Raw genomic sequence first — 21,087 nt, forward strand, 5'->3', positions numbered from 1 at the left:
GTTTTCTCCAGACGCTCAATCGTCTTCTTGGGCGCTGATTTCGGGGAAGAGAATCTCCGTATACCCGAATTGGGTAAAGTCCCGCACCCGCATCGGGTACAGCTTGCCGATCAGGTGGTCGCACTCGTGCTGCACCACGCGGGCATGGAAGCCGTCCACCGTGCGGTCAATCGGGTCACCATACAGGTCGAACCCCGTGTAGCGAATGCGCGCCCAGCGCGGCACCTTGCCCCGCAGGCCCGGCACCGACAGGCAGCCCTCCCAGTCCTCTTCTTCCTCATCGCCCAGCGGCGTGATCACCGGGTTGATCAGCACCGTGGGTGGCACGATGGGCCGGCTCGGGTAGCGCGGGTTGCGCTCGTTGGAGCCAAAGATCACCAGTTGCAGGTCCACCCCGATCTGCGGCGCCGCCAGCCCCGCGCCGTTCACGGACTGCATCGTCTCCAGCATGTCGCGCACCAGCAGGTGCAGCTCGTCCGTGTCGAACGCGGCCACGGGCTGGGCCACGCGCAGCAGGCGCGGGTCGCCCATCTTCAGGATGGTGTGTATGGTCATGGGGCTGGAAGCAATGAGTGGATGAATGCGTGCTGTCATCAGGGTCGGCCACATCATGCCGCAAGGCCGCCAACCCCGCAGCGACAGGGCCCGCGAGCCCCTTGCCACCCGTGCATGTTCCGCGCGGAACACAGCCCGATGGCCAAGATCATCGCGCCGAGTGGAAAACGCCCAAGTTTTGTGTATATAATCTAAGTCTTGATGTTCCTCGATAGCTCAGTTGGTAGAGCGCCGGACTGTTAATCCGTAGGTCCCTGGTTCGAGCCCAGGTCGAGGAGCCAAAAATTCAGTGCCAGGCCCTGCATGTGTACGCGGGGCCTTTCACTTAGTCAGCCGATGAGCAGGCTGGCTTGAATTAGTACCAATCATTCCTCAATAGCTCAGTTGGTAGAGCGCCGGACTGTTAATCCGTAGGTCCCTGGTTCGAGCCCAGGTTGAGGAGCCATTCATTGGCAGTAAAAGGCTACCCTTTGCGGGGTGGCCTTTTTGCTTTGGGGCGGCCGGTCATGCTTGTCATAGGACGCTGCGATGAGGTGTACATCATCGGTTGATGGCGAAGGGCATCGCGGGTCGGTGCGGTTCGGTGGGTTCGGCGGCGAGGTTGTTGCGTGACGAGGCTCAGCGGACTGCTCTGATCTGCGAACTCTCGGCTATGGGTTGATGATGGCCGGCATCGGCGGGCGCTATGTGTAGGTCTCGCAGGGGCCTCGATGCCAGGTCACCTGGGCAGGGCTCATTGAGGCGATTGATGGCGCGCGGATTGATGCCGGGTGCATTGATGGCGGCTATGACTGTGGGCCAGCCTGGGCCAGCTTGGGCTCACCCGAACAGCCGATCAATCGGGTCGCGCTCAAACTCCATGAACTTTGCAAAGCGCTGATCAACCTCTGGCTTCATGGCCATCAGCTCTTTCCTGCGTTCGCCCTTCGCTTTTCCGAGCTGGGCACGAAGTTCTTGAGGTGCATGTTCGTCATAGCTGTTCTGTGCCGCTACATAGTCCACCATCTTGTGCCACAGGTCTCCCTCCAAGAATTCCTGCATGTCCTTGCCGAACACCCATCTTGAACTGACGATGCCAGCCCAATAATTGTCCTCAAGCTCTTTGGCCAAGCTTCCTGAAATGCCGAAGTCGGCGAACATGGCGATGACCGAGTTGTAGACCTTCAGTCGCTCTTGGTACATGTCCATTCGTAACTTGTTCCTGGCCGTGAGGGCCGCGTCTCGTGCGGTGTCAGCCTGCCTGCGGGCGATGTCGGCTTGAATGTTGCCGAAGCGAAAGGCTACATAGGCGCCCACACACGCGGCAAGAGGCGTCCCGAAGGCCCGCATGAATTCAAGAATGTTGTCGTACATAGCGTTGTGAAGTGTGTTTGCTGAGGTGCGGCAATCGCACCAGCCCACTCAGTTCTAGCGGCCGAAGCTAGGGTTGTGTAGCTCCTTCGCTTGGCCGCAGATGGGAGCCCAAGTGACCATTCCGTGGGGCGAATGTCTACGTCGCAGTGGACCTTGTGGGTTCATAGACCAGAGCGTCCAAAAGCGCTGCGCGCCCCTCCCAAGCTTCGGCTTGCAGGCTGTCCACGGGACGATTTGAACTCCACCAAGGCGACATCCTCATGGGTGCCACAACCTGTTCCCAGTAGTGCTTTGCATCCATGAGGTGTGATGGCTTCTTGTCTAAAATTCTTGCCAGCTTCTGCGCGTTCTTGTTGTTCAGTGGCACAAAGACGTCCGGTCGTTTGACGCATGCGAGGCGGGTGGCGACGCCTCGTCCAATCCCTCCCTCATCGCCGACGGCGGCCCTGAGTGCGTTCCAGTAGGCGTTCCAATCTTCTTCAATGACGGGGCGGTCCAAGGGAATTAGATCGAGTGCGTCGGAGATGCCTTGTGGCTCCTCCAAGGCAAGGTGTCCGAAGGCCTGGTCGAAGCGCAATGTGTTCGACATCGCTCCGAAGTAGTTCCAGTCGACGCCATCCGTTCGGACCATTTCGGCAGTGGCGAGGCCTGCTACACGTCGCCGATCAGACACGTCCATTGCTGCAAAGCTGCTGCTATCGCCGAAGATTTTTTTGATGCGGCTCAGGACTTCTAGCCGGGGCTCAAGGCCATGAGTGTCCTGCTTGCGGATCATTTCAAACCAAGTGTCCCACCCAATGTGGATTGGAGCCTTCTTTCGGGCCTCCTCGGTTCTCCTGTCGGGCAGGGTCTGGTAGAGGCTGTCGAGATCCCTCTTCTGGCGCTTGGCGAGTCGGTGGAGATCCTCGTAGCGGTCCAAGAATGCGTTGCTGACGATGATCTTTTCTTTTTCCTGCTCCTCAATGAACGACAGAAGTTCGCGCGCTGCCGGGTCGTCCTTGGCGAAGTCAGTCAGGGTGCTCAGCTCGATGTTCATTTCGAAGGCGCCCCGTGTAAGGTTGTGGCTGCCGATGATGGCTGTGTACTTATCCTCGTGTTCGAAGAGGTAGAGCTTTGGGTGGAATAAAGGGCCTGCATTGCCCTTCACTGAAACTGCGGAGTGCGACCTCAGTTCACGCAAGCACTCAGGCGCTGTGTGGAAGCTGTGTGTGCCAACTACGAGGTGCCGAAATTTGGCGATGTTTGCGATCGCAGCATCGTAGGCCTTGTTGGGCGTAACCCAAGCGATAGCCCAGGCGGCGCTCTGGCAGTTGTTCAGTTGCTCGACTACTGCGGCCGTAGCTGCAGCTCTGTTGGTCAATACTTTTGTTGGCATATTGCTGAGTTCTGGATGTTTTGGATTTGCGGCACAGGTCAACAGCCACCGTAGTTCTTCCGACCACTTGCGGTGATGGTGTAGGTGCCCCCACGTGGCCCGACATGGCATGTTGCCCCATTGCTGGTAGTGGTGGGCCTGGCTGGTGCGGCGCGGTTGGGCTGAGGCGCGTATGCGGACCGTGGCGCGGTGCCGCTGGAGGTGACCTCGCCTGTTGAGGAGCTGCCGGTCTGGTTGGCTGCACGCAGGCACTCCATACGCTTGCTCGCGGGCTCCATGGCGTTGCAGGCCTCAAGCAGGATCGCCGGGACTTCCGCACTGCATGAGATCGACCACAGCGCCATTCCTGCACAGATGAACCCCCGTCTCATGCGCTGTCTCCTCATGTTGTGTCGCTCTTGTTGAAGGGGCGGGTGAAGGGCGATCATGCCGGCACAACGATGATGCGCCAAGAAGAGTTTGCTATGGTGGTCGCCATTAGCCCGACCGCGCTGCGCCTACCATCTGGGCTCGTTCACAAAAAGCAGGCGGATCTATGTCCTTGCAAATGCTCGTTCGCGAAGGGGGCTCCACTTCGGTCTCTCAGCAGTTTTTCGACTACTCCATTGCGTATCTCAACGCCGCAAAAGTCTTGAATGCGAGAGCGCTGGAAATCGAAATCAAGTGGGCAGACGCCACGGTAGTGTTGTGGAATGCCTGCCATGCTGTGGAGCTCTTCTTGAAGGCAACGATCTTGTTGAAAGAGCCGAGCATCAAACACTCAAAGCTGCAGGACCATAACATCGCTCGGCTAGCTCAACGGCACCGACTGCTATACGATCAAAAGCGCTTTCACTGGGAGATCCCTTTCATGGTCACAACAGAGAGCATGATTGGTGCAAATGGCTATTCAATCAAGTTATCTGAAGAGGACCGCAAGCGGATCGAGGGGCGCATTCCTTTTAGTATCGAGCATCGCTATCCAGTGGATCGAGAGGGCAAGCCTTGGGATGGGTTACAAGGAATGTCTCCTGCGGGATTTGCCCAAGCACTAGATAGGCTGCACAACGACTTCAACAGGATTTGGAACGCGGGCCAGCCTTAAGCATCTAGGTTGTAGTGCTCAGATGGCAAAAGCAGAGCGATCCTTGTCCGCAATCCACACCGGAGCACGTCCCCGACCCGTCCAGGTCGCTCCCGTCGCGGGATCGCGGTATTTCGCCTCAACCTTTGTGCCCTTGGCGCTGGAAGCTTTCCTGGCCTTGGAACCGCCGAACACATCCTCGGAAGTCAGTCCGAACTCAGCGATGAGGGCCCGTGCTTCGGCGACAGCGCCTGAGACTTCTGCCTTGCGGGTCTCCTCGATGAGCCGGTCGAGTTCGGCTTTGCGGGCGATGAGTGCTTTATAGTTGGACATAGGAGTTTGCCTGTTGCGATGGCATCCATGCTAACTCAAAGCAGGGTATTTTTTGGATAGAAGCTTTATAAACGGTGCAAGTAGCAGGCGTGTCGCCCTTTTCAATATGGGGCGCGTAGCTATGAAGTTTGCAATGGGAGGGCTGGTGAAGTAATAGATGGCTACAAATCGTTTTCCCCATGCAGAATTTATCAAGCGCTCATCTCGCCATGCTCTTAGAATATTAATTTCAAGGGAAAGAGGTGTTCCGAATGCGGCGGTTGCTATAAAGCAAGGTGAAGATTTTAAAACTTTGAGATTGTTCTGAATATTAATATCGCGTGGTGCGAGTGTGGCCGCTTTTTCTAGGAGGGCTGCAGCTTGCTCTTTTGAGCCTTTGCCTTCCCATAATAGAAGAGCTTTAAGGTTGAGGTACACCGGGCTATCTGGAAATAATTCAAGTGATCGATTGATGTATTGCAATGCTAAATCAATGTTTGCTGGGGTGGCACCTGTAAGTGCTGAGTTTGATCCATAAACTTTTTTGTTTGCTTGCAGCTCATTTAAAATAAACTGAGCTTGTAGCTGATATTGATCGGCTTCCGCACGATTTTCTCTTTGTGCCGACTCTTCCTTGCTTAGATTGGTCAGCATCGATGCCAAGCCAGCAAGCCCTTCTCTCGCCTTTACTTCCAATGAGAGCAAGTCCTTGTTGCCTGGCTCGATGGAGAGGCCTTGCTCGATAAATTGCATCGCTTTCCCATACTCGGCACTGGCAATGGCTCTTTCAGCCATAATTTTCAGGGAGCTAGGGGTTGGTGTGGAGATATTTAATTGTTCGCGCTCATACTTCGTCAGGCAGTACTTGCAGGTATACGTCGATGCCTCATCGTCGATATTTAGCTGTGCTGAGCATTTTTCACAGGTGAGCGCAATCAATCCCATTTAATTATCCTAATTTGGTGAGTTGGTTCAGAGTTATCCATTCAAGATGTCGATCTGGCAATGGTGTCATCTGTATCAATATGCTACACGGAATGCTCGGTGCTGCAAGTTTTATTCGCCAATTTCACCCGTTTGGGCCGGTCAAAACGGCGCCCGAGACACCACCACTTCAGCGCGCCCTTCGCCCTGGAACACTACCTCGCCGGTCGCTATGACCATCACCGTGCACCATTCCCCGTGGCGCAGTACCTCGTAGTGATCAATGGGCAACGGCAGTACGCGGTCATCCAGAACGGCGCCGTTCTTGGCGGGAACCCGGAGGAGGGTAGGGTGGCCCCTGGGGATGTTCTCGTCAGCCCCGCCGACCCACAGGTGCCTATTTGGATCGGTCGATTTCACAGTACCACTCCTGCATGTACCAAACGCGGTCGATCCGCTCGTACCCAATGAACCGGATCATCCCTGCGGTGATGTACGTCAACCGGGGCTCATACAGCTTCGGGAAGCCTGATCCCAGGGCTTCCAGCACCTCATAGGTCTTGTCCTCGCCCACCGACTTCTCGTGCTTCAGCCACAGGTCTCCATAGCCCCGCCGGCGCACCGGGACCTGCAGCTGACCCTCTTCCCGCACCAACATGACCTTCACTCGCATGGGGATGACTGTATCGGAAAATACTGTAAATATGTACAGTGTTACACCATGTGCACCCGGTACATCCCTCCCCACGACCGCGACATTGAGCGTGACTGGCACATAGGTAACCGCAACCCGAATCGCTGGTGGGAGGAGGTGCTGCACCCCCAATACGCGGGCCCGTTTGTGAGGAGAGCACCCGGTGGTGGCGCTAGCCCCGTTGAGCTGGTCATTGGCCAATGGGGACTCATCCCGGGCTTCTGCGCGACGCACCAGGTGGCCTTCACCACCAGCAACGCCAGGTCAGAGGAACTGCTGTCCAAGCCGAGCTACCGCGATCCGTGGCTGCGCGGTCAGAGGTGCCTGATACCCGCTTTGAGCTTCGATGAGCCGTGCTGGGAGACCGGCGCCAATGTGTGGTGGCGGTTCCATCGGGTTGACGGTAGGCCGTGGGCGCTGGCGGGCCTGTGGAATACGTGGGTTGATCTAGCGACGGGACAGCCCTTCGAGAGCTATTCGATGCTCACGGTCAACGCCGACGACCACCCGGTGATGTCCCGCATGCACAAGCCCAAGTTGGACCCGACGACCCGACGACCTCGCGCTCACCAGGACAAGCGCAGTGTCATATCCATCGAGGCCCGTGACGTGGGCGCATGGCTATTCGGCACTGTTCAGCAAGCACAGCGACTGCTCACACCACCGCCAGTCGAACACCTCAATGGAGAGCCTCACCATGACATACACGATCACGATCTACGCACCACACCTCAACTGTTCGCCTGAGACCCTGGAGCGAGCGAAGGCAGCCGCCATGGCCACGCTGGAGAGAATGGGCGTGACCCTTGAGCAGGCCATGGACGCGCGCTTTGAAATGGAGTGCTGGGACGACCTGGGCTGCCCCGATGACCACAACTTTGCGGATGTGGACGGCAAACGCTTCGATGCCTTTCACGCGGCACATAAAGCAGCCATGGAGGCCTGCGGAGTGAGGTTCGATGACGGTGTGTTTGACATTGGAATAGATGAGGTGTCCCCGACTCCGCAATGGGACAGCCAAGTACCGGCCCGCGTGTTGTCTGGCCTTTTGGCGTGATCTGCCGCTCCGTCGTCCCGATGCGTCGTGTCTGATCGTCAGGTCGTCGGGCGAACCAAAGAGTTTTCGAGCAGGTGCTGCCGGGCTTTGCGACAGACAGACCGCAATCCGGTCAGTTGTTGTCGATGACCGAAAAGCTCGCCGTCTGCCGCGTGATCAAGCCATCGGCCACGATGAACGTGTCCGTTCCGAACTCCACCTTCGACACGGCAGACTCGCACGCCCATTCCACATAGGCCAGGTCTTCGTGGACCACAGCCACGTTGGTGCGCCAGGCTGCGTCGGGCAGTGCATGGATCAACTTGGCATACATCGATGCAATTGCTTCGGGGCCATGGTAGGTGTTGCCGTTGGCGATGACCACGGCGTCCGGTGCGTAGTGGGTTGATACCTTGGCGGCGTTCTGCTCGCCCAGAGCGGCTTCGTGGCTGTCAAGAACTTGTGCGGTGGTCGACATGAAGCGGTTTCCTTGTATGCAGATAGATGGGTTGGTCGATTGGGTTGAGCCCTGGCAGGGTGGGCCTGCCAGGGCATACCTGCCTGGATCAGGCAACCGAAATCACTACTTTTCCGCGGATGGGTTGGCCATCGACCTCGCCTCGCTCCAGGGCGGTGTGGGCTTGCGGGATTTGCGCCAGCGAGAACCTGGCGCCAATGACCGGGCGGATGCGCCCGCTTTCCAGCAGCGTCTTCAATGCCTGCAGCTTGCCCCGGTTCTGGCGGGTGAAGACAAAGTGGTACTCGGCGTTCACGCCCCATGCGGCGACAAGGTTCTGGGGCGTGGCCAGGTCCACCAGGGTCACGACCCGGCCGCCATCGGCGAGCACGTGGGGCGACTGGCTCAGGGTCAGCCCGCCAATGGTGTCGAGCACCACGTTCACCCCCTGGCGCCCCGTCAGTGCGGCGATCTCTTCGGTGTAGTTCTTGCCGGTGAAGTCGATGGCATGGTCCGCGCCCAGTTGGCGAACAAACTCCAGGTCATGGCCCCTGCTGGTCGTGTACACGGTGGCCCCCATCGCCTTGGCCAGCTGTATTGCGATGGAGCCAACGCCACCCGCTCCGCCGTGGATCAGCACGGACTCGGCCGGGTGCAACTTGGCGCGCGTGACCAGTGCCTCCCAGGCGGTGCCGCCGACGAGGGTGGTCGAGGCGGCTTCCTCGTGCGACAGGTTCGCCGGCTTGTGGGTCACCAGCGCTTCGGGAACCACGTTGTACTGGGCATACGAGCCCCCTTTGGGGCCAAAGATCTTGGGGGTGTAGAACACCTCGTCACCCACTGCAAAGCCTGTCACCCCAGGGCCCACCTTTTCGACCACGCCCGATACGTCGTGGCCGATGATGGCGGGCAGGGGCACATGGTCGGGGTAGTCGCCCCGGCGAATCTGGTAGTCGAGCGGGTTGATGGCGGTGGCCATCACGCGCACCAGCAGCTCGCCGATGCCCACTTCGGGAACCGGCACATCCTGCAGCTCAAAGCTGTCGGGGCCGCCAAATTTTGTCAGAACGATTGCTTTCATTTCACTGTCCTTCAGTAACGGTTGGGCTGGGGCAGGTGGCGTGCGACGGCCATCTGCTGCACGCTGGTGAGCGCCTGAACGGCTTCATCAGCAGCGCGCAGGCTCTATTGTCATATCGATGTTTTGCGAAATGACGTTGCGTTGAAATTGCCCACGCTGCATTCAGGGCCTACGTGTGCGCGGGGGCGTGGTGGGTGCCTTCTCTGGTAAGGCGGCCGGTTTCAGAACCCTCGGCACCGCACTGGCCTCAGCAAGCTGCTAGAGTCGTTTCCATCTTCGGCATGGCAGCACATGGCATGCGAAGCAGCCCTGAACCCGCAGCCGAGTGATGAACGAAGAACAGCTACCCCTCATACAGATTCTGGATGTCCTGGCCAACGAGCAGCGCATGGAGATCCTGCGCAAGCTCAAGTCGCCCCGCACCAGCTTTCCGCCGCAGGACGAGGGTGATCCTGTGCAGGATGGCGTGTGCGTGTCGTCCATCCAGGCGGGCCAGGGCCTGGCTTTTTCCACCACATCCAAATACCTGGCAGACCTTGCGCGCATCGGTCTGGTCACCGTCAAGCGCAGCGGCAAGTGGTCCTACTACAAACGCAACGAGAACGCGATCAAGGCGGTGGTTGCCCGGTTGAAGGCCGAGCTGTGAGCTTGGGGGCGGCCGTGGGCGGCGGCGGCGCGCTGCAGCCGCTACGATTTGGTCCGGCTGGCGATGCACAGGAGAACATCCATGATCCATCAAGGATTTGCAGCTTGGAGGCGGGCCGCATGGCAGGCGGGCTGCTGCATCGCCTTGGGGGGCAGCGTCTGCACAGCCGCATCCGCCGCTGTGACCGATGGCGACCTGTTCGGCCACCGCCTGGGTGCCCGCCTCGCGACGACCCCGACCACCATGGGCTACTGGAGCCAGGGGCGGGCCATCATCATTGTCGACAAGCCCGAGATCCCGCCCGAGTTCGAGAAGCTCGAACTGCTCACCACCCCCAAGACCTACACCATCGGCAACATCTACGCGACCAAGAGCCTGCCGGAGCGAACCGCCGCCTTCACCCTGGCCGAAAAGTACAGAGACCTGTTGCCCACGCTCTACCGTGGGCCGTGCGTGCGTGAGCGGGACGGCTTTGGCGGGGTGGTGCTGGACATGCGCTGCGGCCAGTACCAGTTGACCATCCAGATCTACTCACCGGACCGGCAGAACCCCAATGGCCTGTACACAGTGCAGATCGGTTTGACGATGGCGAAGGAGACGCGGGTTGGCTACGACTGGCAGGTGCTGCTGGACGAGGAGATGGACGCCGTGGACAAAGAGGGGCGCCAGCGCCGACTGGAACAGGCCAGAAAGGACCGCAGCCTGCGCGGCTTTCCTTGAGCTGGCCTTGCGGATGCCGATGGGACTATGGGTAACCCAGGTGTCAGCGCTGCTGATTTGCTCCTCGCCGAATCAAGCGCGGCACGGGAGGCAGATGCACTGCTCGGAGGCTTTGGGGGCCTGCAGCAATGCTTTTCGCTTTGCCGATGATGGCTTGCGTCACGCCGTGGGGTCGGCAGCCAGGTCGCTGCCGCAGTGCTTGCATTTGATGGCTTCCTTGCGCACCGATTCTGCGCAGAAGGGGCATTTCTTGAAGTCTCCATGTTCGCCGGTGGCCACTGCCTTTTGCTGGCTGGTGTTGCTTGACAGTGCCACGAACAGCGCTGCAATGGGCACCAGGAAGGCGGCGAGGCCTGCTGTGGTTCCCGAGCCGCTCACCCCATACGTAAGCCGTGCAACCACGGGTGCAGCGACGATGCAGATAAGACCATAAAGCCAAACTTTCTGACCTCTCTTGTGGGCGATGACGACCACGGTGACGACTGCGACGAAGTAGAGAATAAATCCGAAAATTGGCTCCATGGCACCCTCCTTGTGTTTTCGTTTGCAAACCGATTCCCGTTACGGACCGGGTGCGAGGCCGGGCGGCCGCGCACCACGGGTATTCCAGGCGCACGGACTTTAGCGCAAACGGAGCAATGGGGTGCACGGTCCGTACAGGAAGCAGGTTCGGTGGGTGACCCGGGCCGCCACCTAGCAGGCTGAAGAAATACTGTTCTCGGATCGGAAATTTGTTCGATTCGAGGGTGCCTTACCCCTTGCCAGCGTCAGAAAAGTCGCTTGTAGCGCGTTCTACGAGGTCGAAGATTTCTGGGAAACGCCGGTCGGGAGGTATTTCTTCAGCCTGCTAGGACTGCAGCAGTTTCGTGGCCTGGGAGCGCTTGTGCGCGGTGCGGGGCGACCCCAGCGCCTGCAAGGCCGCCACCGTCTCCCTCAACCCCCGGTGCAGCCGCTTGTCCTTGCGCACCACCACGGCCAGGGTTCGGGCCAGGGGTGGTGACAGCGGGCGCACCTCCACGGCGTTGCCATGGCTGCCCTGCACGGCCATGCCGGGCAGCACGGCGCAGCCCAGGCCGGCGGCCACCAGCTCCTTGATCGCTTCCACGCTGCCCAGCGACATGGCGGGCTGCAGGGCCACGCCTGCCTTGGCGAACCAGGCGTCGGCAATACGGCGCGTCTGGCCGCCGGGCTCGAACAGCAGCACGGGGTGGCGGGCCAGGTCGGCGGCGGTCACCTTCCTGGGCAGGGCGGTGCCCTTGGGCGCGATGGCGACGAAGGCGTCCTGCAGCACGGGCGTCACGTCGAGCATCCGCCCACTGGCGGGCAGGGTCACCAGGCCCAGGTCCAGCGTGTTGTCTTCCACGGCCTGCACGATGTCGGTGGTGTTGCCAGTGCGCACGGTGATCTCCAGGCCCGCAAAGCGCTGGCGCAGCGCGCCCAGCACCGGCGGCAGCAAGAAGATGCAGGCCGTGGCGCCGGTGCCCAGGCGCACGCGGCCTGTGGTGCCGCTGGCGTGGTGGGCCACGGCGGCCAGAGCGTCGGCCACGGCAGCATCGATGCGGGCCACGTGCACCATCAACTCCGCGCCCGCCGCAGTGGGGCGCAGCACGCGCCCAACGCGCTCCACCAGCGGCGTGCCCAAGCGCTTTTCGAGCTGGCGCACCTGCAGGCTCACGGCGGGTTGGGTCAGGTCCAGCCGCTGGGCGGCGGCCGAAAAGCTGCCCAGTTCGATGGCGGTGGCAAAGCCGTGCAGTTGGTCGAGGTTGATGCGTTCCATGCCAAAGAATTTCTCATACTTTGCATAAGGTGTGAAAGCTTCTTTTATGGGCTGTGGCGCGCCACACTGGCGCCATGCATTCTTCTTCTGCGCTTACTTCGCCCCTTTCCTCCTCTTTCGCGGCGCCGCACGTGCGCGATGCCGCCGACGCCGATCTGCCCGCCATCCAGGCGATATATGCCCACCACGTGCTCCATGGCCTGGCCTCGTTCGAGGAGGTGCCACCCGGCGTGGACGAGCTGCGCGCACGCCTTGCCGCTGTGCGCACCGCGGGCCTGCCCTACCTGGTGGCCGAGCTTGATGGCGTGGTGGCCGGCTATGCCTATGCCACGCTGTACCGCCCGCGCTCGGCCTACCGCCACACGGTGGAGGACTCGGTCTATGTGGCGCAGGGCATGGCGGGGCAGGGCCTTGGCGCCGCGCTGCTGGCCGCGATCATCGCGCGCTGCGAGGCCGGGCCCTGGCGCCAGATGCTGGCAACCATAGGGCAGGGCGATGGCAATGCGGGCTCCATCGCGCTGCATGCGCGCATGGGTTTTGCGCGCATCGGGGCCCTGCGGTCGGTGGGGTTCAAGCACGGGCAGTGGCTCGATACGGTGCTGATGCAGCGGCCCCTGGGCGTGGGTGACGGCGCATTGCCCGCGACGGTGGCTGCGGACGGTGCGTGACGGTGGCGCCTGGGCAGGCTCCGTAAACGACAACGCCCCGGCACAGGCCAGGGCGTTGTCGGTTGCTTCAGGGCGCTTACTTCGGTGCGAGGCGGATCGCGCCGTCCAGGCGGATCACTTCGCCGTTGAGCATGTCATTTTCGAGGATGTGCTTGACCAGCTTGGAATAGTCCTGCGGGGTACCCAGGCGGCTGGGGAAGGGCACGCCGGCGGCCAGTGCGTCCTGCACTTCCTGGGGCATGCCGAACAGCATGGGGGTGCCGAAGATGCCGGGGGCGATGGTCATGTTGCGGATGCCGTTGCGCGCGAGGTCGCGAGCGATGGGCAGGGTCATGCCGACCACGCCGCCCTTGGATGCGGCGTAGGCGGCCTGGCCGATCTGGCCGTCGTACGCGGCGACGCTGGCAGTGGAGATCAGCACGCCGCGCTCGCCGGTGGCTTCGGGCTCGTTCTTGCTCATGGCTTCGGCGGCCAGGCGGATCATGTTGAAGCTGCCGATCAGGTTCACCGTGATGGTCTTGCTGAACACGGCCAGCGCGTGCGCGCCGTTCTTGCCCACGGTCTTTTCCGCGGGGGCGATGCCGGCGCAGTTCACCAGGCCGGCCAGCTTGCCCAGTGACACGGCCTTGGCCACCACGGCCTGGCCGTCGGCCTCGTTGCTCACGTCGCACTTCACGAAGGCGCCGCCGATGTCCTTGGCCACGGCTTCGCCCTTGTCGGCCTGCATGTCGGCAATGACCACGGTGCCGCCCTGGGCGGCCAGCATGCGCGCCGTGCCTTCGCCCAGGCCCGATGCGCCGCCGGTCACGATGAATACCTTGCCCTTGATGTCCATGTGCTGTCTCCTGAAAAGTAAGTGACGTTAACGTAAACGTCAATTATGGCCCAGCTCCATGCGGGCGCAAAAAAGCCCGGGCGCTGCCGGGCTTGATCGGGGTGCCGCCGGCCGGGGCCGGGGCAGGGTGGTGGGCTTATTGGAAGCCCACGCGGTCCAGCATCTGCTGCACCTTGGTCACATTGGCGCCTACGGCGCTGATCGGGATGGTCTCGCTCTTGAAGGGCGCATTGCCCGTCATGGCCTTGAGCGCCGGGTTGTCGATGTGCAGGCCCTTGGCGGCGGGCCACTCGTTGTTGCCGTTGGCAAAGTAGTTCTGCGCTTCGGCGCTGGCCAGGTACTCGAGGAACTTGATGGCGTTGTCGCGGTTCTTGGCGTTCTTGGCCACGGCGCCGCCGGCGATGTTCAGGTGCGTGCCCCACGATTGCTGGTTGGGGAACACCACGCCCACCTTGTTGACCACGGCCACGTCTTCGGGCTTGCCCGAGCGCATCATGCGCGCCAGGTAGTAGCTGTTGGTGACGGCGATATCGCATTCACCCGATGCCACGGCCTTGATCTGGTCGGTGTCGCCACCCTTGGGGGCGCGGGCCAGGTTGCCCACCATGCCCTTGAGCCAGGCCTCGGCCTTTTGCTCGCCCATGTGCTCGGTCACGGCGCCGAACAGGCTCAGGTTGTAGGGGTGCGAGCCCGAGCGGATGCACAGCTTGCCCTTGTTCTTGGGGTCGCCCAGTTCCTCGTAGGTGTCCACATCTTCCTTTTGCACCTTGACCTTGTTGTAGACGATCACGCGGGCGCGGGTGGACAGGCCGAACCAGGCAATGCCGCCATCGGCCGCAGGCATGCTGCGCAGGTTGGCGGGGATGGCGTCGCTCAGCACCTTGGACTGGATGGGCTGGAACAGGCCATCGACCTCGCCCTTGTACAGGCGCGCTGCGTCCACCAGCAGGATCACGTCGGCGGGGGAGGCGGTGCCCTCGGCCTTCAGGCGCGCCAGGATGCCGGCATCGTCCGCGTCCACGCGGTTGATCTTGATGCCCGTGGCCTTGGTGAAGCCGGTGTACAGCGCTTCGTCCGTGGAGTAGTGGCGCGCCGAGTACAGGTTCACCACCTGCTCCTGGGCAGATACGGCGCCAGCGGCTGCGGCCAGTGCGCAGGCGGTCAGCAGGGCTTTCACGGTCTTCGACATGGAATGCATCTTTCGAGGTGTAACGACGGTGCGATGATAAAACAAACGCGAATTATTCTTAATAAAAACCAAGGGGGGAGGGATGGATTTGATGCCGTGCTCCAAGGGCGTGGATCCATCCATGGCAAGCGAAATCGCAGGCCGCCTGAATGCTATTAAATGAGGAGCAAACCGGACAAAAAAAAGCCCGGGGGTAACCGGGCTTTGAATTGGATCCAGGAAACGGGGGTTTCGAGAGGATCCAAGGAGACAACTGGGGGCCCCGAACTGCGTTCCGGGCCATGGGTTGAATTATCAGGGTAATCCCTGCGTTGCGCCTAGAGTCTGCACTCCAGACGCAGTAGATGGCTTAGCGCTTGCGGGGAGCAGCGGTCTTGGCGGCGTTGGCAGCGGTGCTGGCCACGGCGTTGAAGTTGGCTTCGGCCACGTCCGACGCTTGCTTGACGGCCTTTTGCACCGATTCAAACGCGTTGTTGGCAGCAGAGACGGCGCTCTTCATCACGGCCACGGCGGTTTCGGAACCGGCTGGGGCGTTCTTGGCAGCGCTGTCGACCAGGTTGGTGAAGCTCTTTTGAGCGTCAGCAGCTTGCGATTCGATAGCCTTGCCGAATTCGGCTGCGGTGCCCGAAGAGATGTCGTACAGGTGACGGCTGTAGGCAGCGGTCTTTTCAGCCAGGGGCTGGAACAGGCCGGCTTGCAGGGCCAGCAGTTCTTGTGCGTCCTTCACGCCCAGGAAAGCCTGGGTGTGGGTGGAGGCTTCCGACAGGGCAGCGCGCGAAGCGGTCACGTTCAGCTCGACCAGCTTTTCGACGCCTTCGAAAGCCTTGGTGGTCAGACCAAACAGGGTTTCGATGTTGGCCTTGTGGGATGCCAGAATTTGTTCAGCGGTCAGCGACATGTCATATCTCCTAAAAGTAAGGCCCGGGGGGCCGAGGTGGTTTACAGACAATCTGCGCTGTCGTTGACCTGGTGAGTCATGTTGCAGTGCAGCATGGGTTGAATTTTAGGGACTTGGTGGATGATTGCAAGTGCTTTTTGTTGCGCTGCAGCAATTTAGAGGTGACACCCCAACAGCGCTGCCGTTGCCACAATGGCGTCATGCATGCCTATTACGCAGACCAATTTGTGCTGCCGCTGCCCGAGGGGCACCGTTTTCCCATGGCCAAGTACCGCCTGTTGCGCGACGCCGTGGCTGCGCACCTGCCGGGCGTGGCGCTGCAGGTGGCGCCGCCCGCGACCGACAGCGAGCTGGCCCTGGCCCACACGCCGGGCTATATCGACGCCATCGCCACCGGCACCTTGCCGGCGCCCGCGCAGCGCGAGATCGGCTTTCCGTGGAGCCCGGCCATGGCCGAGCGCGCGCGCCGCTCGGTGGGCGCCACCATCGCGGCCTGCCGCGTGGCCATGGCGGCTGGCGAGGGGGGCGGCATCGCGGGCAATCTGGCTGGCGGCACGCACCACGCCTATGCCGACAAGGGCAGCGGCTTTTGCGTGTTCAACGACATGGCCGTGGCCGCGCGGCTGATGCAGGACGAGCATGCGCGCGCCGCCTCGGCCATGGGCGCCAACCCGCTGCCGCTGCGGGTGGCCGTGATCGACCTCGATGTGCACCAGGGCAACGGCACGGCGCGCATCTTCCAGGGCGACGACTCGGTGTTCACCCTCTCGCTGCACGGCGCGCGCAACTTCCCGTTCCGCAAGGAAGCGGGCGACCTGGACGTGGAGCTGCCCGACGGCTGTGGCGACGACGACTACCTGCAGGCCCTGGAGCAGGCGCTCGACACGCTGGACCAGCGCTTCGCTCCCGGCCTGGTGCTCTACCTGGCCGGGGCCGACCCGCATGTGGGCGACCGCCTGGGGCGCCTGCACATCAGCCACGACGGGCTGGAGGCGCGTGACCGGCGCGTGTTCGACTGGGCCTGGCAGCGGCGCGTGCCCGTGGCCTTTGCCATGGGCGGCGGTTACGGCACGGACATTGCCGACACCGTGCAGGCCCAGCTCACCACCTGGCGCGTGGCCCACCAGTACCAGCAGCGCTGGCAGAATTTCTTGCAACCCTCTGTTTGACCATGACCGATACCGCTTCTTGCGCAGCCTCCGCGCGGCCAGCCCCGCAGCCGCGCAGCGCCTACCGCGCCTTCCGCTCCATCAGCACCCGCTGGGCCGACAACGATGTCTATGGCCACGTGAACAACGTCGTGTACTACAGCTGGTTCGACACGGCCGTGAACGCGCACCTGATCGAGCAGGGCGTGCTCGACATCCACGCCGGCACCACCATCGGCCTGGTGATCGAGACGCAGTGCAACTACTTCGCGCCGCTGGCCTTCCCGCAGATGGTGGAGGCCGGCATCCGCGTGGCGCGGCTGGGGGGCTCCAGCGTGCGCTACGAGGTGGGGCTGTTCGCCGAAGGCGAGCCGCTCTGCGCTGCGGCCGGGCACTTCATCCACGTGTATGTGGACCGCGCAACGCGCCGCCCGGTGCCGGTGCCCCAAGCGCTGCGCCAGGTATTGCAGGCACTGCAGGTGGCTGGCTGATCCAGGCCGTCCGTCCATAGGCGCAAACCCCGGGCGGACATGCTCTGCAGCAAGGCGCCCGATGGCCTACACTTTGCGGCTTTGCTGCCCCTGACTGGCGGCGCTCCTTGGGCCATCTGCCGCGGCCCGCTTCGACAATGATCATCACCAGCCTGCTCGACACCGACCTGTACAAGTTCACGATGATGCAGGTGGTGCTGCACCAATTCCCCGGGGCGCAGGTCGAGTACCGCTTCAAGTGCCGCAACCCCGGCGTGCAGCTGGCGCCGTACGCCAACGAGATCCGCGACGAGATCCGCTCGCTGTGCAGCCTGCATTTCCAGGACGCCGAGCTGGCCTACCTGCGCTCCATGCGCTTCATCAAGAGCGACTTCGTGGACTTTCTCGGGCTGTTCCGCCTGAATGAGAAGTACATCACCATCACGCCGCAGCACAACGGCGAGATCGAGATCACCATCCGCGGGCCCTGGCTGCACACCATCCTGTTCGAGATCCCGGTGCTGGCCATCGTCAACGAGGTCTACTTTCGCAACACGCAGAAGGTGCCCAATTTCCCCGAGGGCCGCCGCCGGCTGGACACCAAGATCGCCCAACTGCAGGCCGATGGCCTGTCGGAGCTCAAGATCGCCGATTACGGCACGCGCCGGCGTTTCAGCCGCGCCTGGCACGAGGAAGTGCTGCGCGTGCTGTGCGCGCGCCTGGGCACGGGCGACCGCCGGCCCGGCGCGCCCGTGGGGCCCGGCCAGTTCGCCGGCACCAGCAATGTGCTGTATGCGATGAAGCTGGGCGTGACGCCGCTGGGCACCATGGCGCATGAGTACCTGCAGGCCTGCCAGGCGCTGGGCCCACGCTTGCGCGACAGCCAGGTCTTCGGCTTCGAGGTGTGGGCCAAGGAGTACCGGGGCGACCTGGGCATCGCCCTGTCCGACGTGTACGGCATGAGCGCCTTCCTGCGCGACTTCGACCTGTATTTCTGCAAGCTGTTCGATGGCGCACGCCACGACAGCGGCGACCCGTTCGCCTGGGGCGAGCGCCTCTTGGACCACTACCGCAAGAACCGTGTGGACCCGCTGACCAAGACGCTGATCTTCAGCGACGCCCTCACCGTGCCGCGCACCATCGAGCTGTACCAGCAGTTCCGTGGCCGCTGCCAGCTGGCCTTCGGCATCGGCACCAACCTGACCAACGACCTGGGCAGCCCGCCCGAGCACGAGCCGCTGCAGGTGGTGATCAAGATGACGCAGTGCAACGGCCAGCCCGTGGCCAAGCTGTCGGACACCCCCGGCAAGGGCATGTGCGACGACGAGAAGTACCTGGCCTACCTGCGCCAGGTGTTCGACATTCCCGCCAGCGCCTGACCGCTCTGCGCCAGCGGCGCACCCCGATTTTTGAGTTGATGGAGTTATGCGTATGAAGATTTCACGCTGGCTGGCCCTTGCGGGCCTTGCCGCGCTGCCGGGCATGGCCATGGCGGCGGACATCGATGGCAGCGCCTTGTCCGTGCTGTGGGGTGTTCCGTTTGCCGGCCTGCTGCTGTCCATCGCCCTCATGCCTTTGCTGGTGCCCAGTTTCTGGCACCACCACTTCGGCAAGGTGGCGGCTGCCTGGGGCCTGGCCTTTCTGGCGCCGTTTGCCGTGATGTTCGGTGCCCCGGCCGCAGGCATCAGCCTGGTGCATGCGCTGGTGGCCGAGTACATCCCGTTCGTGATCCTGCTGACGGCGCTGTACACGGTGTCCGGCGGCATCTACATCCGTGGCAACCTGCATGGCAGCCCGGGGCTGAACACCGCCATCCTGGCGATCGGCGCGGTCCTGGCCAGCTTCATGGGCACCACGGGCGCATCGATGCTGCTGATCCGCCCGCTGATCCGCGCCAACGACAACCGCAAGCACGTGGCGCATGTGGTGGTGTTCTTCATCTTCATCGTTTCCAACGCGGGCGGATCGCTCACGCCGCTGGGGGACCCGCCGCTGTTCCTGGGCTTCCTCAAGGGCGTGGACTTCTTCTGGACGGTCAGCCACATCTTCCCGGAGACCCTGTTCCTGGTGGGCGCGCTGCTGGCCATCTTCTACGCCCTGGACTCCTGGTACTACCACCGGCGCGAAGAGACGTTGCCGGTGGACCCCACGCCCGACAGCCGGGCCATCGGATTCGACGGCAAGCTCAACTTCGTGCTGCTCGGCGTGGTGGTGGCGCTGGTGCTGGCGAGCGGCTTCTGGAAGTCGTCGGTGTCCTGGACCATAGCTGGCGCCGAGGTCGGCCTGCCCGGGCTGATGCGCGATGTCGGCCTGATCGTCGTGGCGCTGGTATCGTTCAAGCTCACCCCCGCCCAGGTACATGCGGACAACCAGTTCGGCTGGGGCCCGATGCAGGAGGTGGCCAAGCTGTTCGCGGGCATCTTCCTGACCATCATCCCGGTGATCGCCATGCTCAAGGCCGGCGTCAACGGCCCGTTCGGTGCCATCGTCTCGGCTGTCACGCGGGCCGACGGCTCGCCCGACCCGGCCATGTACTTCTGGGCTGCGGGGGCGCTCAGCTCCTTTTTGGACAACGCGCCCACCTACCTGGTGTTCTTCAACACCGCCGGGGGCGACCCGGCCGTGCTCATGACCACGCTGGCACCCACGCTGGCCGCCATCTCGGCAGGGGCGGTGTTCATGGGTGCCAACACCTACATCGGCAATGCGCCCAACATGATGGTCAAGGCGATTGCCGAAGACCGGGGCGTGAAGATGCCCAGCTTCTTCGGCTACATGCTGTGGTCGGGCGGCATTCTGGTGCCGCTGTTCATTCTGATGACCTTCATCTGGTTTCGCTGATCTGGAGATCGAACTTTCATGAGCAAGCCCCGCATCCTGGTCGCCCGCGCGATCTTCCCCGACATCGTCGAGCGCCTGCGCCAGCACTTCGAGGTGCAGGACAATCCCGAGGACGTGATCTGGACCCCGGCCGAGCTGGCCCAGCGCCTGGCCGACAAGGACGGCGCCTTCACCACCGGCAGCCAGCGCATCGACGCGGGACTGCTGGCGGCCACGCCGCGCCTGCGCATCGTGGCCAACATGGCCGTGGGCTACAACAACTTCGACGTGGACGCCATGACCGCCGCAGGCGTGCAGGGCACCAACACGCCCGACGTGCTGACCGAGACCACGGCCGACTTCGGCTTTGCGCTCTTGATGGCAACCGCGCGCCGCATGACCGAGAGCGAGCACTACCTGCGCGCCGGGCAGTGGACCAAGTGGAGCTACGACATGTTCTCGGGCTCGGACATCCACGGCAGCACGCTCGGCATCATCGGCATGGGCCGCATCGGCCAGGGCATTGCGCGCCGGGGCGCGCACGGCTTTGGCATGAACGTGGTCTACCACAACCGATCGCGCCTGTCGGATGAACTCGAGGCCGAATGCAGGGCCCGCTACTTGGGCAAGGAAGAGCTGCTGCGCACGGCCGACCACGTGGTGCTGGTGGTGCCCTACACGCCGGCATCGCACCACACCATCGGCGCGGCCGAGCTGGCGCTGATGAAGCCCACGGCCACGCTGATCAACATTGCGCGCGGCGGCATCGTCGACGACGCGGCCCTGGCCGTGGCCCTGCGCGAGCAGCGCATCGCGGCGGCGGGGCTCGACGTCTTCGAGGGTGAGCCCGGCGTGCACCCCGATCTGCTCACCGTGCCCAACGTGGTGCTCACCCCGCACATCGCCAGCGCCACCGTGCCCACGCGCCGTGCCATGGCCAATCTGGCGGCGGACAACCTGATCGCCTTCTTCGAAGCTGGGGCACCGCTGACCCCTGTCAACACCCCTGTGCCACGCGCACGCTGATCCGTTTTTGCATACACAATAGCCGCCTGCCACCGCGCAC

At 62.5% G+C, this 21,087-nt stretch carries 24 protein-coding genes and 2 tRNA genes; 13 read left to right on the forward strand and 13 right to left on the reverse strand.

Going from position 1 to position 21,087, the window contains the following annotated elements:
- Nucleotides 1-15 precede the first annotated feature (15 nt).
- The gene (gene def, locus ASE31_RS27495; protein WP_057205821.1) at nt 16-555 is read right to left on the reverse strand and encodes a peptide deformylase; all 540 of its coding nucleotides are present in this window, start codon (nt 553-555) and stop codon (nt 16-18) included.
- Nucleotides 556-760: 205 nt separating this feature from the next.
- On the opposite strand from def, the gene ASE31_RS27500 reads away from it, so the two are divergent.
- Both ASE31_RS27500 and ASE31_RS27505 read left to right on the forward strand, forming a co-directional pair.
- A tRNA-Asn gene (locus ASE31_RS27500) sits at nt 761-836 on the forward strand.
- An 88-nt stretch (nt 837-924) separates the two neighbouring features.
- Nucleotides 925-1,000 (forward strand) — tRNA-Asn (locus tag ASE31_RS27505).
- Between the two features lie 374 nt (nt 1,001-1,374).
- On the opposite strand, the gene ASE31_RS27510 is transcribed toward ASE31_RS27505, so the two are convergent.
- Together ASE31_RS27510 and ASE31_RS27515 are read right to left on the reverse strand one after the other, a co-directional pair.
- Nucleotides 1,375-1,908: a hypothetical protein gene (locus ASE31_RS27510; RefSeq protein ID WP_057205823.1), complete on the reverse strand. Its 534-nt coding sequence runs from the start codon at nt 1,906-1,908 to the stop codon at nt 1,375-1,377.
- Nucleotides 1,909-2,044: 136 nt separating this feature from the next.
- Nucleotides 2,045-3,283 (reverse strand): phospholipase D-like domain-containing protein, encoded by a 1,239-nt coding sequence (locus ASE31_RS27515; RefSeq protein WP_162261445.1) that lies wholly within the window; start codon nt 3,281-3,283, stop codon nt 2,045-2,047.
- A gap of 541 nt (nt 3,284-3,824) precedes the next feature.
- Here ASE31_RS27515 and ASE31_RS27520 point away from each other — a divergent pair.
- Nucleotides 3,825-4,367: a hypothetical protein gene (locus ASE31_RS27520; RefSeq protein ID WP_157412683.1), complete on the forward strand. Its 543-nt coding sequence runs from the start codon at nt 3,825-3,827 to the stop codon at nt 4,365-4,367.
- A gap of 18 nt (nt 4,368-4,385) precedes the next feature.
- Here the strand turns inward: ASE31_RS27520 and ASE31_RS27525 are convergent, their stop codons facing one another.
- The 3 genes from ASE31_RS27525 to ASE31_RS27530 all read right to left on the reverse strand — a co-directional run bounded on the left by ASE31_RS27525 (nt 4,386) and on the right by ASE31_RS27530 (nt 6,255).
- Nucleotides 4,386-4,679 (reverse strand): H-NS histone family protein, encoded by a 294-nt coding sequence (locus ASE31_RS27525; protein WP_057205829.1) that lies wholly within the window; start codon nt 4,677-4,679, stop codon nt 4,386-4,388.
- A gap of 30 nt (nt 4,680-4,709) precedes the next feature.
- Nucleotides 4,710-5,603 (reverse strand): CFI-box-CTERM domain-containing protein, encoded by an 894-nt coding sequence (locus ASE31_RS31965; protein ID WP_157412684.1) that lies wholly within the window; start codon nt 5,601-5,603, stop codon nt 4,710-4,712.
- A gap of 376 nt (nt 5,604-5,979) precedes the next feature.
- Complete coding sequence (locus ASE31_RS27530) at nt 5,980-6,255, reverse strand: hypothetical protein (RefSeq protein ID WP_157412685.1); 276 nt, start codon at nt 6,253-6,255, stop codon at nt 5,980-5,982.
- Between the two features lie 48 nt (nt 6,256-6,303).
- On the opposite strand from ASE31_RS27530, the gene ASE31_RS27535 reads away from it, so the two are divergent.
- Together ASE31_RS27535 and ASE31_RS27540 are read left to right on the forward strand one after the other, a co-directional pair.
- Complete coding sequence (locus ASE31_RS27535; RefSeq protein WP_082604396.1) at nt 6,304-7,023, forward strand: SOS response-associated peptidase; 720 nt, start codon at nt 6,304-6,306, stop codon at nt 7,021-7,023.
- The gene (locus ASE31_RS27540; RefSeq protein ID WP_157412686.1) at nt 6,974-7,333 is read left to right on the forward strand and encodes a hypothetical protein; all 360 of its coding nucleotides are present in this window, start codon (nt 6,974-6,976) and stop codon (nt 7,331-7,333) included. Before ASE31_RS27535 ends, ASE31_RS27540 begins: the two co-directional genes overlap by 50 nt.
- Before the next feature lie 112 nt (nt 7,334-7,445).
- Here ASE31_RS27540 and ASE31_RS27545 read toward each other — a convergent pair whose 3' ends face one another.
- The gene (locus tag ASE31_RS27545; RefSeq protein WP_057205835.1) at nt 7,446-7,790 is read right to left on the reverse strand and encodes a nuclear transport factor 2 family protein; all 345 of its coding nucleotides are present in this window, start codon (nt 7,788-7,790) and stop codon (nt 7,446-7,448) included.
- 88 nt (nt 7,791-7,878) lie between these two features.
- Nucleotides 7,879-8,850 (reverse strand): zinc-dependent alcohol dehydrogenase family protein, encoded by a 972-nt coding sequence (locus ASE31_RS27550; RefSeq protein ID WP_057205836.1) that lies wholly within the window; start codon nt 8,848-8,850, stop codon nt 7,879-7,881.
- A 328-nt stretch (nt 8,851-9,178) separates the two neighbouring features.
- On the opposite strand from ASE31_RS27550, the gene ASE31_RS27555 reads away from it, so the two are divergent.
- Both ASE31_RS27555 and ASE31_RS27560 read left to right on the forward strand, forming a co-directional pair.
- Nucleotides 9,179-9,496, forward strand: a complete 318-nt coding sequence (locus tag ASE31_RS27555) for a helix-turn-helix transcriptional regulator (RefSeq protein ID WP_057205838.1) — start codon at nt 9,179-9,181, stop codon at nt 9,494-9,496.
- A gap of 81 nt (nt 9,497-9,577) precedes the next feature.
- Complete coding sequence (locus ASE31_RS27560; RefSeq protein WP_157412687.1) at nt 9,578-10,216, forward strand: hypothetical protein; 639 nt, start codon at nt 9,578-9,580, stop codon at nt 10,214-10,216.
- Between the two features lie 159 nt (nt 10,217-10,375).
- Here the strand turns inward: ASE31_RS27560 and ASE31_RS27565 are convergent, their stop codons facing one another.
- Both ASE31_RS27565 and ASE31_RS27570 read right to left on the reverse strand, forming a co-directional pair.
- Entirely contained in the window at nt 10,376-10,738 is a 363-nt protein-coding gene (locus ASE31_RS27565; RefSeq protein ID WP_057205842.1) for a zinc ribbon domain-containing protein, read from the reverse strand.
- A gap of 325 nt (nt 10,739-11,063) precedes the next feature.
- Entirely contained in the window at nt 11,064-11,993 is a 930-nt protein-coding gene (locus tag ASE31_RS27570) for a LysR family transcriptional regulator (protein WP_057205844.1), read from the reverse strand.
- Nucleotides 11,994-12,067: 74 nt separating this feature from the next.
- Between ASE31_RS27570 and ASE31_RS27575 the strand changes: the two genes are divergently transcribed.
- Nucleotides 12,068-12,661 carry a GNAT family N-acetyltransferase gene (locus ASE31_RS27575; protein ID WP_057205846.1) on the forward strand — a complete coding sequence of 198 codons (594 nt, stop codon included), beginning with the start codon at nt 12,068-12,070 and terminating at the stop codon, nt 12,659-12,661.
- Nucleotides 12,662-12,737: 76 nt separating this feature from the next.
- Here ASE31_RS27575 and ASE31_RS27580 read toward each other — a convergent pair whose 3' ends face one another.
- From ASE31_RS27580 to ASE31_RS27590, 3 genes are all read right to left on the reverse strand, one after another.
- Nucleotides 12,738-13,496 carry a 3-hydroxyacyl-CoA dehydrogenase gene (locus ASE31_RS27580; protein ID WP_057205848.1) on the reverse strand — a complete coding sequence of 253 codons (759 nt, stop codon included), beginning with the start codon at nt 13,494-13,496 and terminating at the stop codon, nt 12,738-12,740.
- Nucleotides 13,497-13,632: 136 nt separating this feature from the next.
- The gene (locus tag ASE31_RS27585) at nt 13,633-14,685 is read right to left on the reverse strand and encodes an extracellular solute-binding protein (protein ID WP_057205850.1); all 1,053 of its coding nucleotides are present in this window, start codon (nt 14,683-14,685) and stop codon (nt 13,633-13,635) included.
- 349 nt (nt 14,686-15,034) lie between these two features.
- Nucleotides 15,035-15,583 (reverse strand): phasin family protein, encoded by a 549-nt coding sequence (locus tag ASE31_RS27590; RefSeq protein WP_057205851.1) that lies wholly within the window; start codon nt 15,581-15,583, stop codon nt 15,035-15,037.
- Between the two features lie 200 nt (nt 15,584-15,783).
- Between ASE31_RS27590 and ASE31_RS27595 the strand changes: the two genes are divergently transcribed.
- The 5 genes from ASE31_RS27595 (at nt 15,784) to ASE31_RS27615 (ending at nt 21,047) form a co-directional block, all read left to right on the forward strand.
- The gene (locus ASE31_RS27595; protein WP_057205854.1) at nt 15,784-16,752 is read left to right on the forward strand and encodes a histone deacetylase; all 969 of its coding nucleotides are present in this window, start codon (nt 15,784-15,786) and stop codon (nt 16,750-16,752) included.
- Between the two features lie 2 nt (nt 16,753-16,754).
- Complete coding sequence (locus ASE31_RS27600) at nt 16,755-17,222, forward strand: thioesterase family protein (RefSeq protein ID WP_057205856.1); 468 nt, start codon at nt 16,755-16,757, stop codon at nt 17,220-17,222.
- Between the two features lie 137 nt (nt 17,223-17,359).
- On the forward strand, nt 17,360-18,580 hold the full coding sequence (pncB, locus tag ASE31_RS27605; RefSeq protein ID WP_057205858.1) for a nicotinate phosphoribosyltransferase: 1,221 nt from the start codon (nt 17,360-17,362) through the stop codon (nt 18,578-18,580).
- Nucleotides 18,581-18,632: 52 nt separating this feature from the next.
- A complete protein-coding gene (locus tag ASE31_RS27610) occupies nt 18,633-20,042 on the forward strand; it encodes a sodium:proton antiporter (protein ID WP_057205860.1) in 1,410 nt (469 codons plus the stop codon).
- A gap of 18 nt (nt 20,043-20,060) precedes the next feature.
- Entirely contained in the window at nt 20,061-21,047 is a 987-nt protein-coding gene (locus ASE31_RS27615) for a D-glycerate dehydrogenase (protein ID WP_057205862.1), read from the forward strand.
- The last annotated feature ends 40 nt before the right edge of the window (nt 21,048-21,087 follow it).

This window comes from Acidovorax sp. Root217 (assembly GCF_001428645.1).
GTDB lineage: Bacteria > Pseudomonadota > Gammaproteobacteria > Burkholderiales > Burkholderiaceae_C > Acidovorax.

Bases quoted from the DNA above. Each gene is read 5' to 3' on its own strand.
- ASE31_RS27535 (WP_082604396.1), top strand. From the start codon at position 6,304: ATGTGCACCCGGTACATCCCTCCCCACGACCGCGACATTGAGCGTGAC.
- ASE31_RS27570 (WP_057205844.1), bottom strand. From the start codon at position 11,993: ATGGAACGCATCAACCTCGACCAACTGCACGGCTTTGCCACCGCCATC.
- ASE31_RS27580 (WP_057205848.1), bottom strand. From the start codon at position 13,496: ATGGACATCAAGGGCAAGGTATTCATCGTGACCGGCGGCGCATCGGGC.
- ASE31_RS27615 (WP_057205862.1), top strand. From the start codon at position 20,061: ATGAGCAAGCCCCGCATCCTGGTCGCCCGCGCGATCTTCCCCGACATC.
- ASE31_RS27565 (WP_057205842.1), bottom strand. From the start codon at position 10,738: ATGGAGCCAATTTTCGGATTTATTCTCTACTTCGTCGCAGTCGTCACC.
- ASE31_RS27610 (WP_057205860.1), top strand. From the start codon at position 18,633: ATGAAGATTTCACGCTGGCTGGCCCTTGCGGGCCTTGCCGCGCTGCCG.
- ASE31_RS27530 (WP_157412685.1), bottom strand. From the start codon at position 6,255: ATGCGAGTGAAGGTCATGTTGGTGCGGGAAGAGGGTCAGCTGCAGGTC.
- ASE31_RS27585 (WP_057205850.1), bottom strand. From the start codon at position 14,685: ATGTCGAAGACCGTGAAAGCCCTGCTGACCGCCTGCGCACTGGCCGCA.
- ASE31_RS27540 (WP_157412686.1), top strand. From the start codon at position 6,974: ATGACATACACGATCACGATCTACGCACCACACCTCAACTGTTCGCCT.
- ASE31_RS27560 (WP_157412687.1), top strand. From the start codon at position 9,578: ATGATCCATCAAGGATTTGCAGCTTGGAGGCGGGCCGCATGGCAGGCG.
- ASE31_RS27515 (WP_162261445.1), bottom strand. From the start codon at position 3,283: ATGCCAACAAAAGTATTGACCAACAGAGCTGCAGCTACGGCCGCAGTA.
- ASE31_RS27595 (WP_057205854.1), top strand. From the start codon at position 15,784: ATGCATGCCTATTACGCAGACCAATTTGTGCTGCCGCTGCCCGAGGGG.
- ASE31_RS27550 (WP_057205836.1), bottom strand. From the start codon at position 8,850: ATGAAAGCAATCGTTCTGACAAAATTTGGCGGCCCCGACAGCTTTGAG.
- ASE31_RS27590 (WP_057205851.1), bottom strand. From the start codon at position 15,583: ATGTCGCTGACCGCTGAACAAATTCTGGCATCCCACAAGGCCAACATC.
- ASE31_RS31965 (WP_157412684.1), bottom strand. From the start codon at position 5,603: ATGGGATTGATTGCGCTCACCTGTGAAAAATGCTCAGCACAGCTAAAT.
- ASE31_RS27525 (WP_057205829.1), bottom strand. From the start codon at position 4,679: ATGTCCAACTATAAAGCACTCATCGCCCGCAAAGCCGAACTCGACCGG.
- ASE31_RS27555 (WP_057205838.1), top strand. From the start codon at position 9,179: ATGAACGAAGAACAGCTACCCCTCATACAGATTCTGGATGTCCTGGCC.
- ASE31_RS27510 (WP_057205823.1), bottom strand. From the start codon at position 1,908: ATGTACGACAACATTCTTGAATTCATGCGGGCCTTCGGGACGCCTCTT.
- ASE31_RS27600 (WP_057205856.1), top strand. From the start codon at position 16,755: ATGACCGATACCGCTTCTTGCGCAGCCTCCGCGCGGCCAGCCCCGCAG.
- ASE31_RS27575 (WP_057205846.1), top strand. From the start codon at position 12,068: ATGCATTCTTCTTCTGCGCTTACTTCGCCCCTTTCCTCCTCTTTCGCG.
- def (WP_057205821.1), bottom strand. From the start codon at position 555: ATGACCATACACACCATCCTGAAGATGGGCGACCCGCGCCTGCTGCGC.
- ASE31_RS27545 (WP_057205835.1), bottom strand. From the start codon at position 7,790: ATGTCGACCACCGCACAAGTTCTTGACAGCCACGAAGCCGCTCTGGGC.
- pncB (WP_057205858.1), top strand. From the start codon at position 17,360: ATGATCATCACCAGCCTGCTCGACACCGACCTGTACAAGTTCACGATG.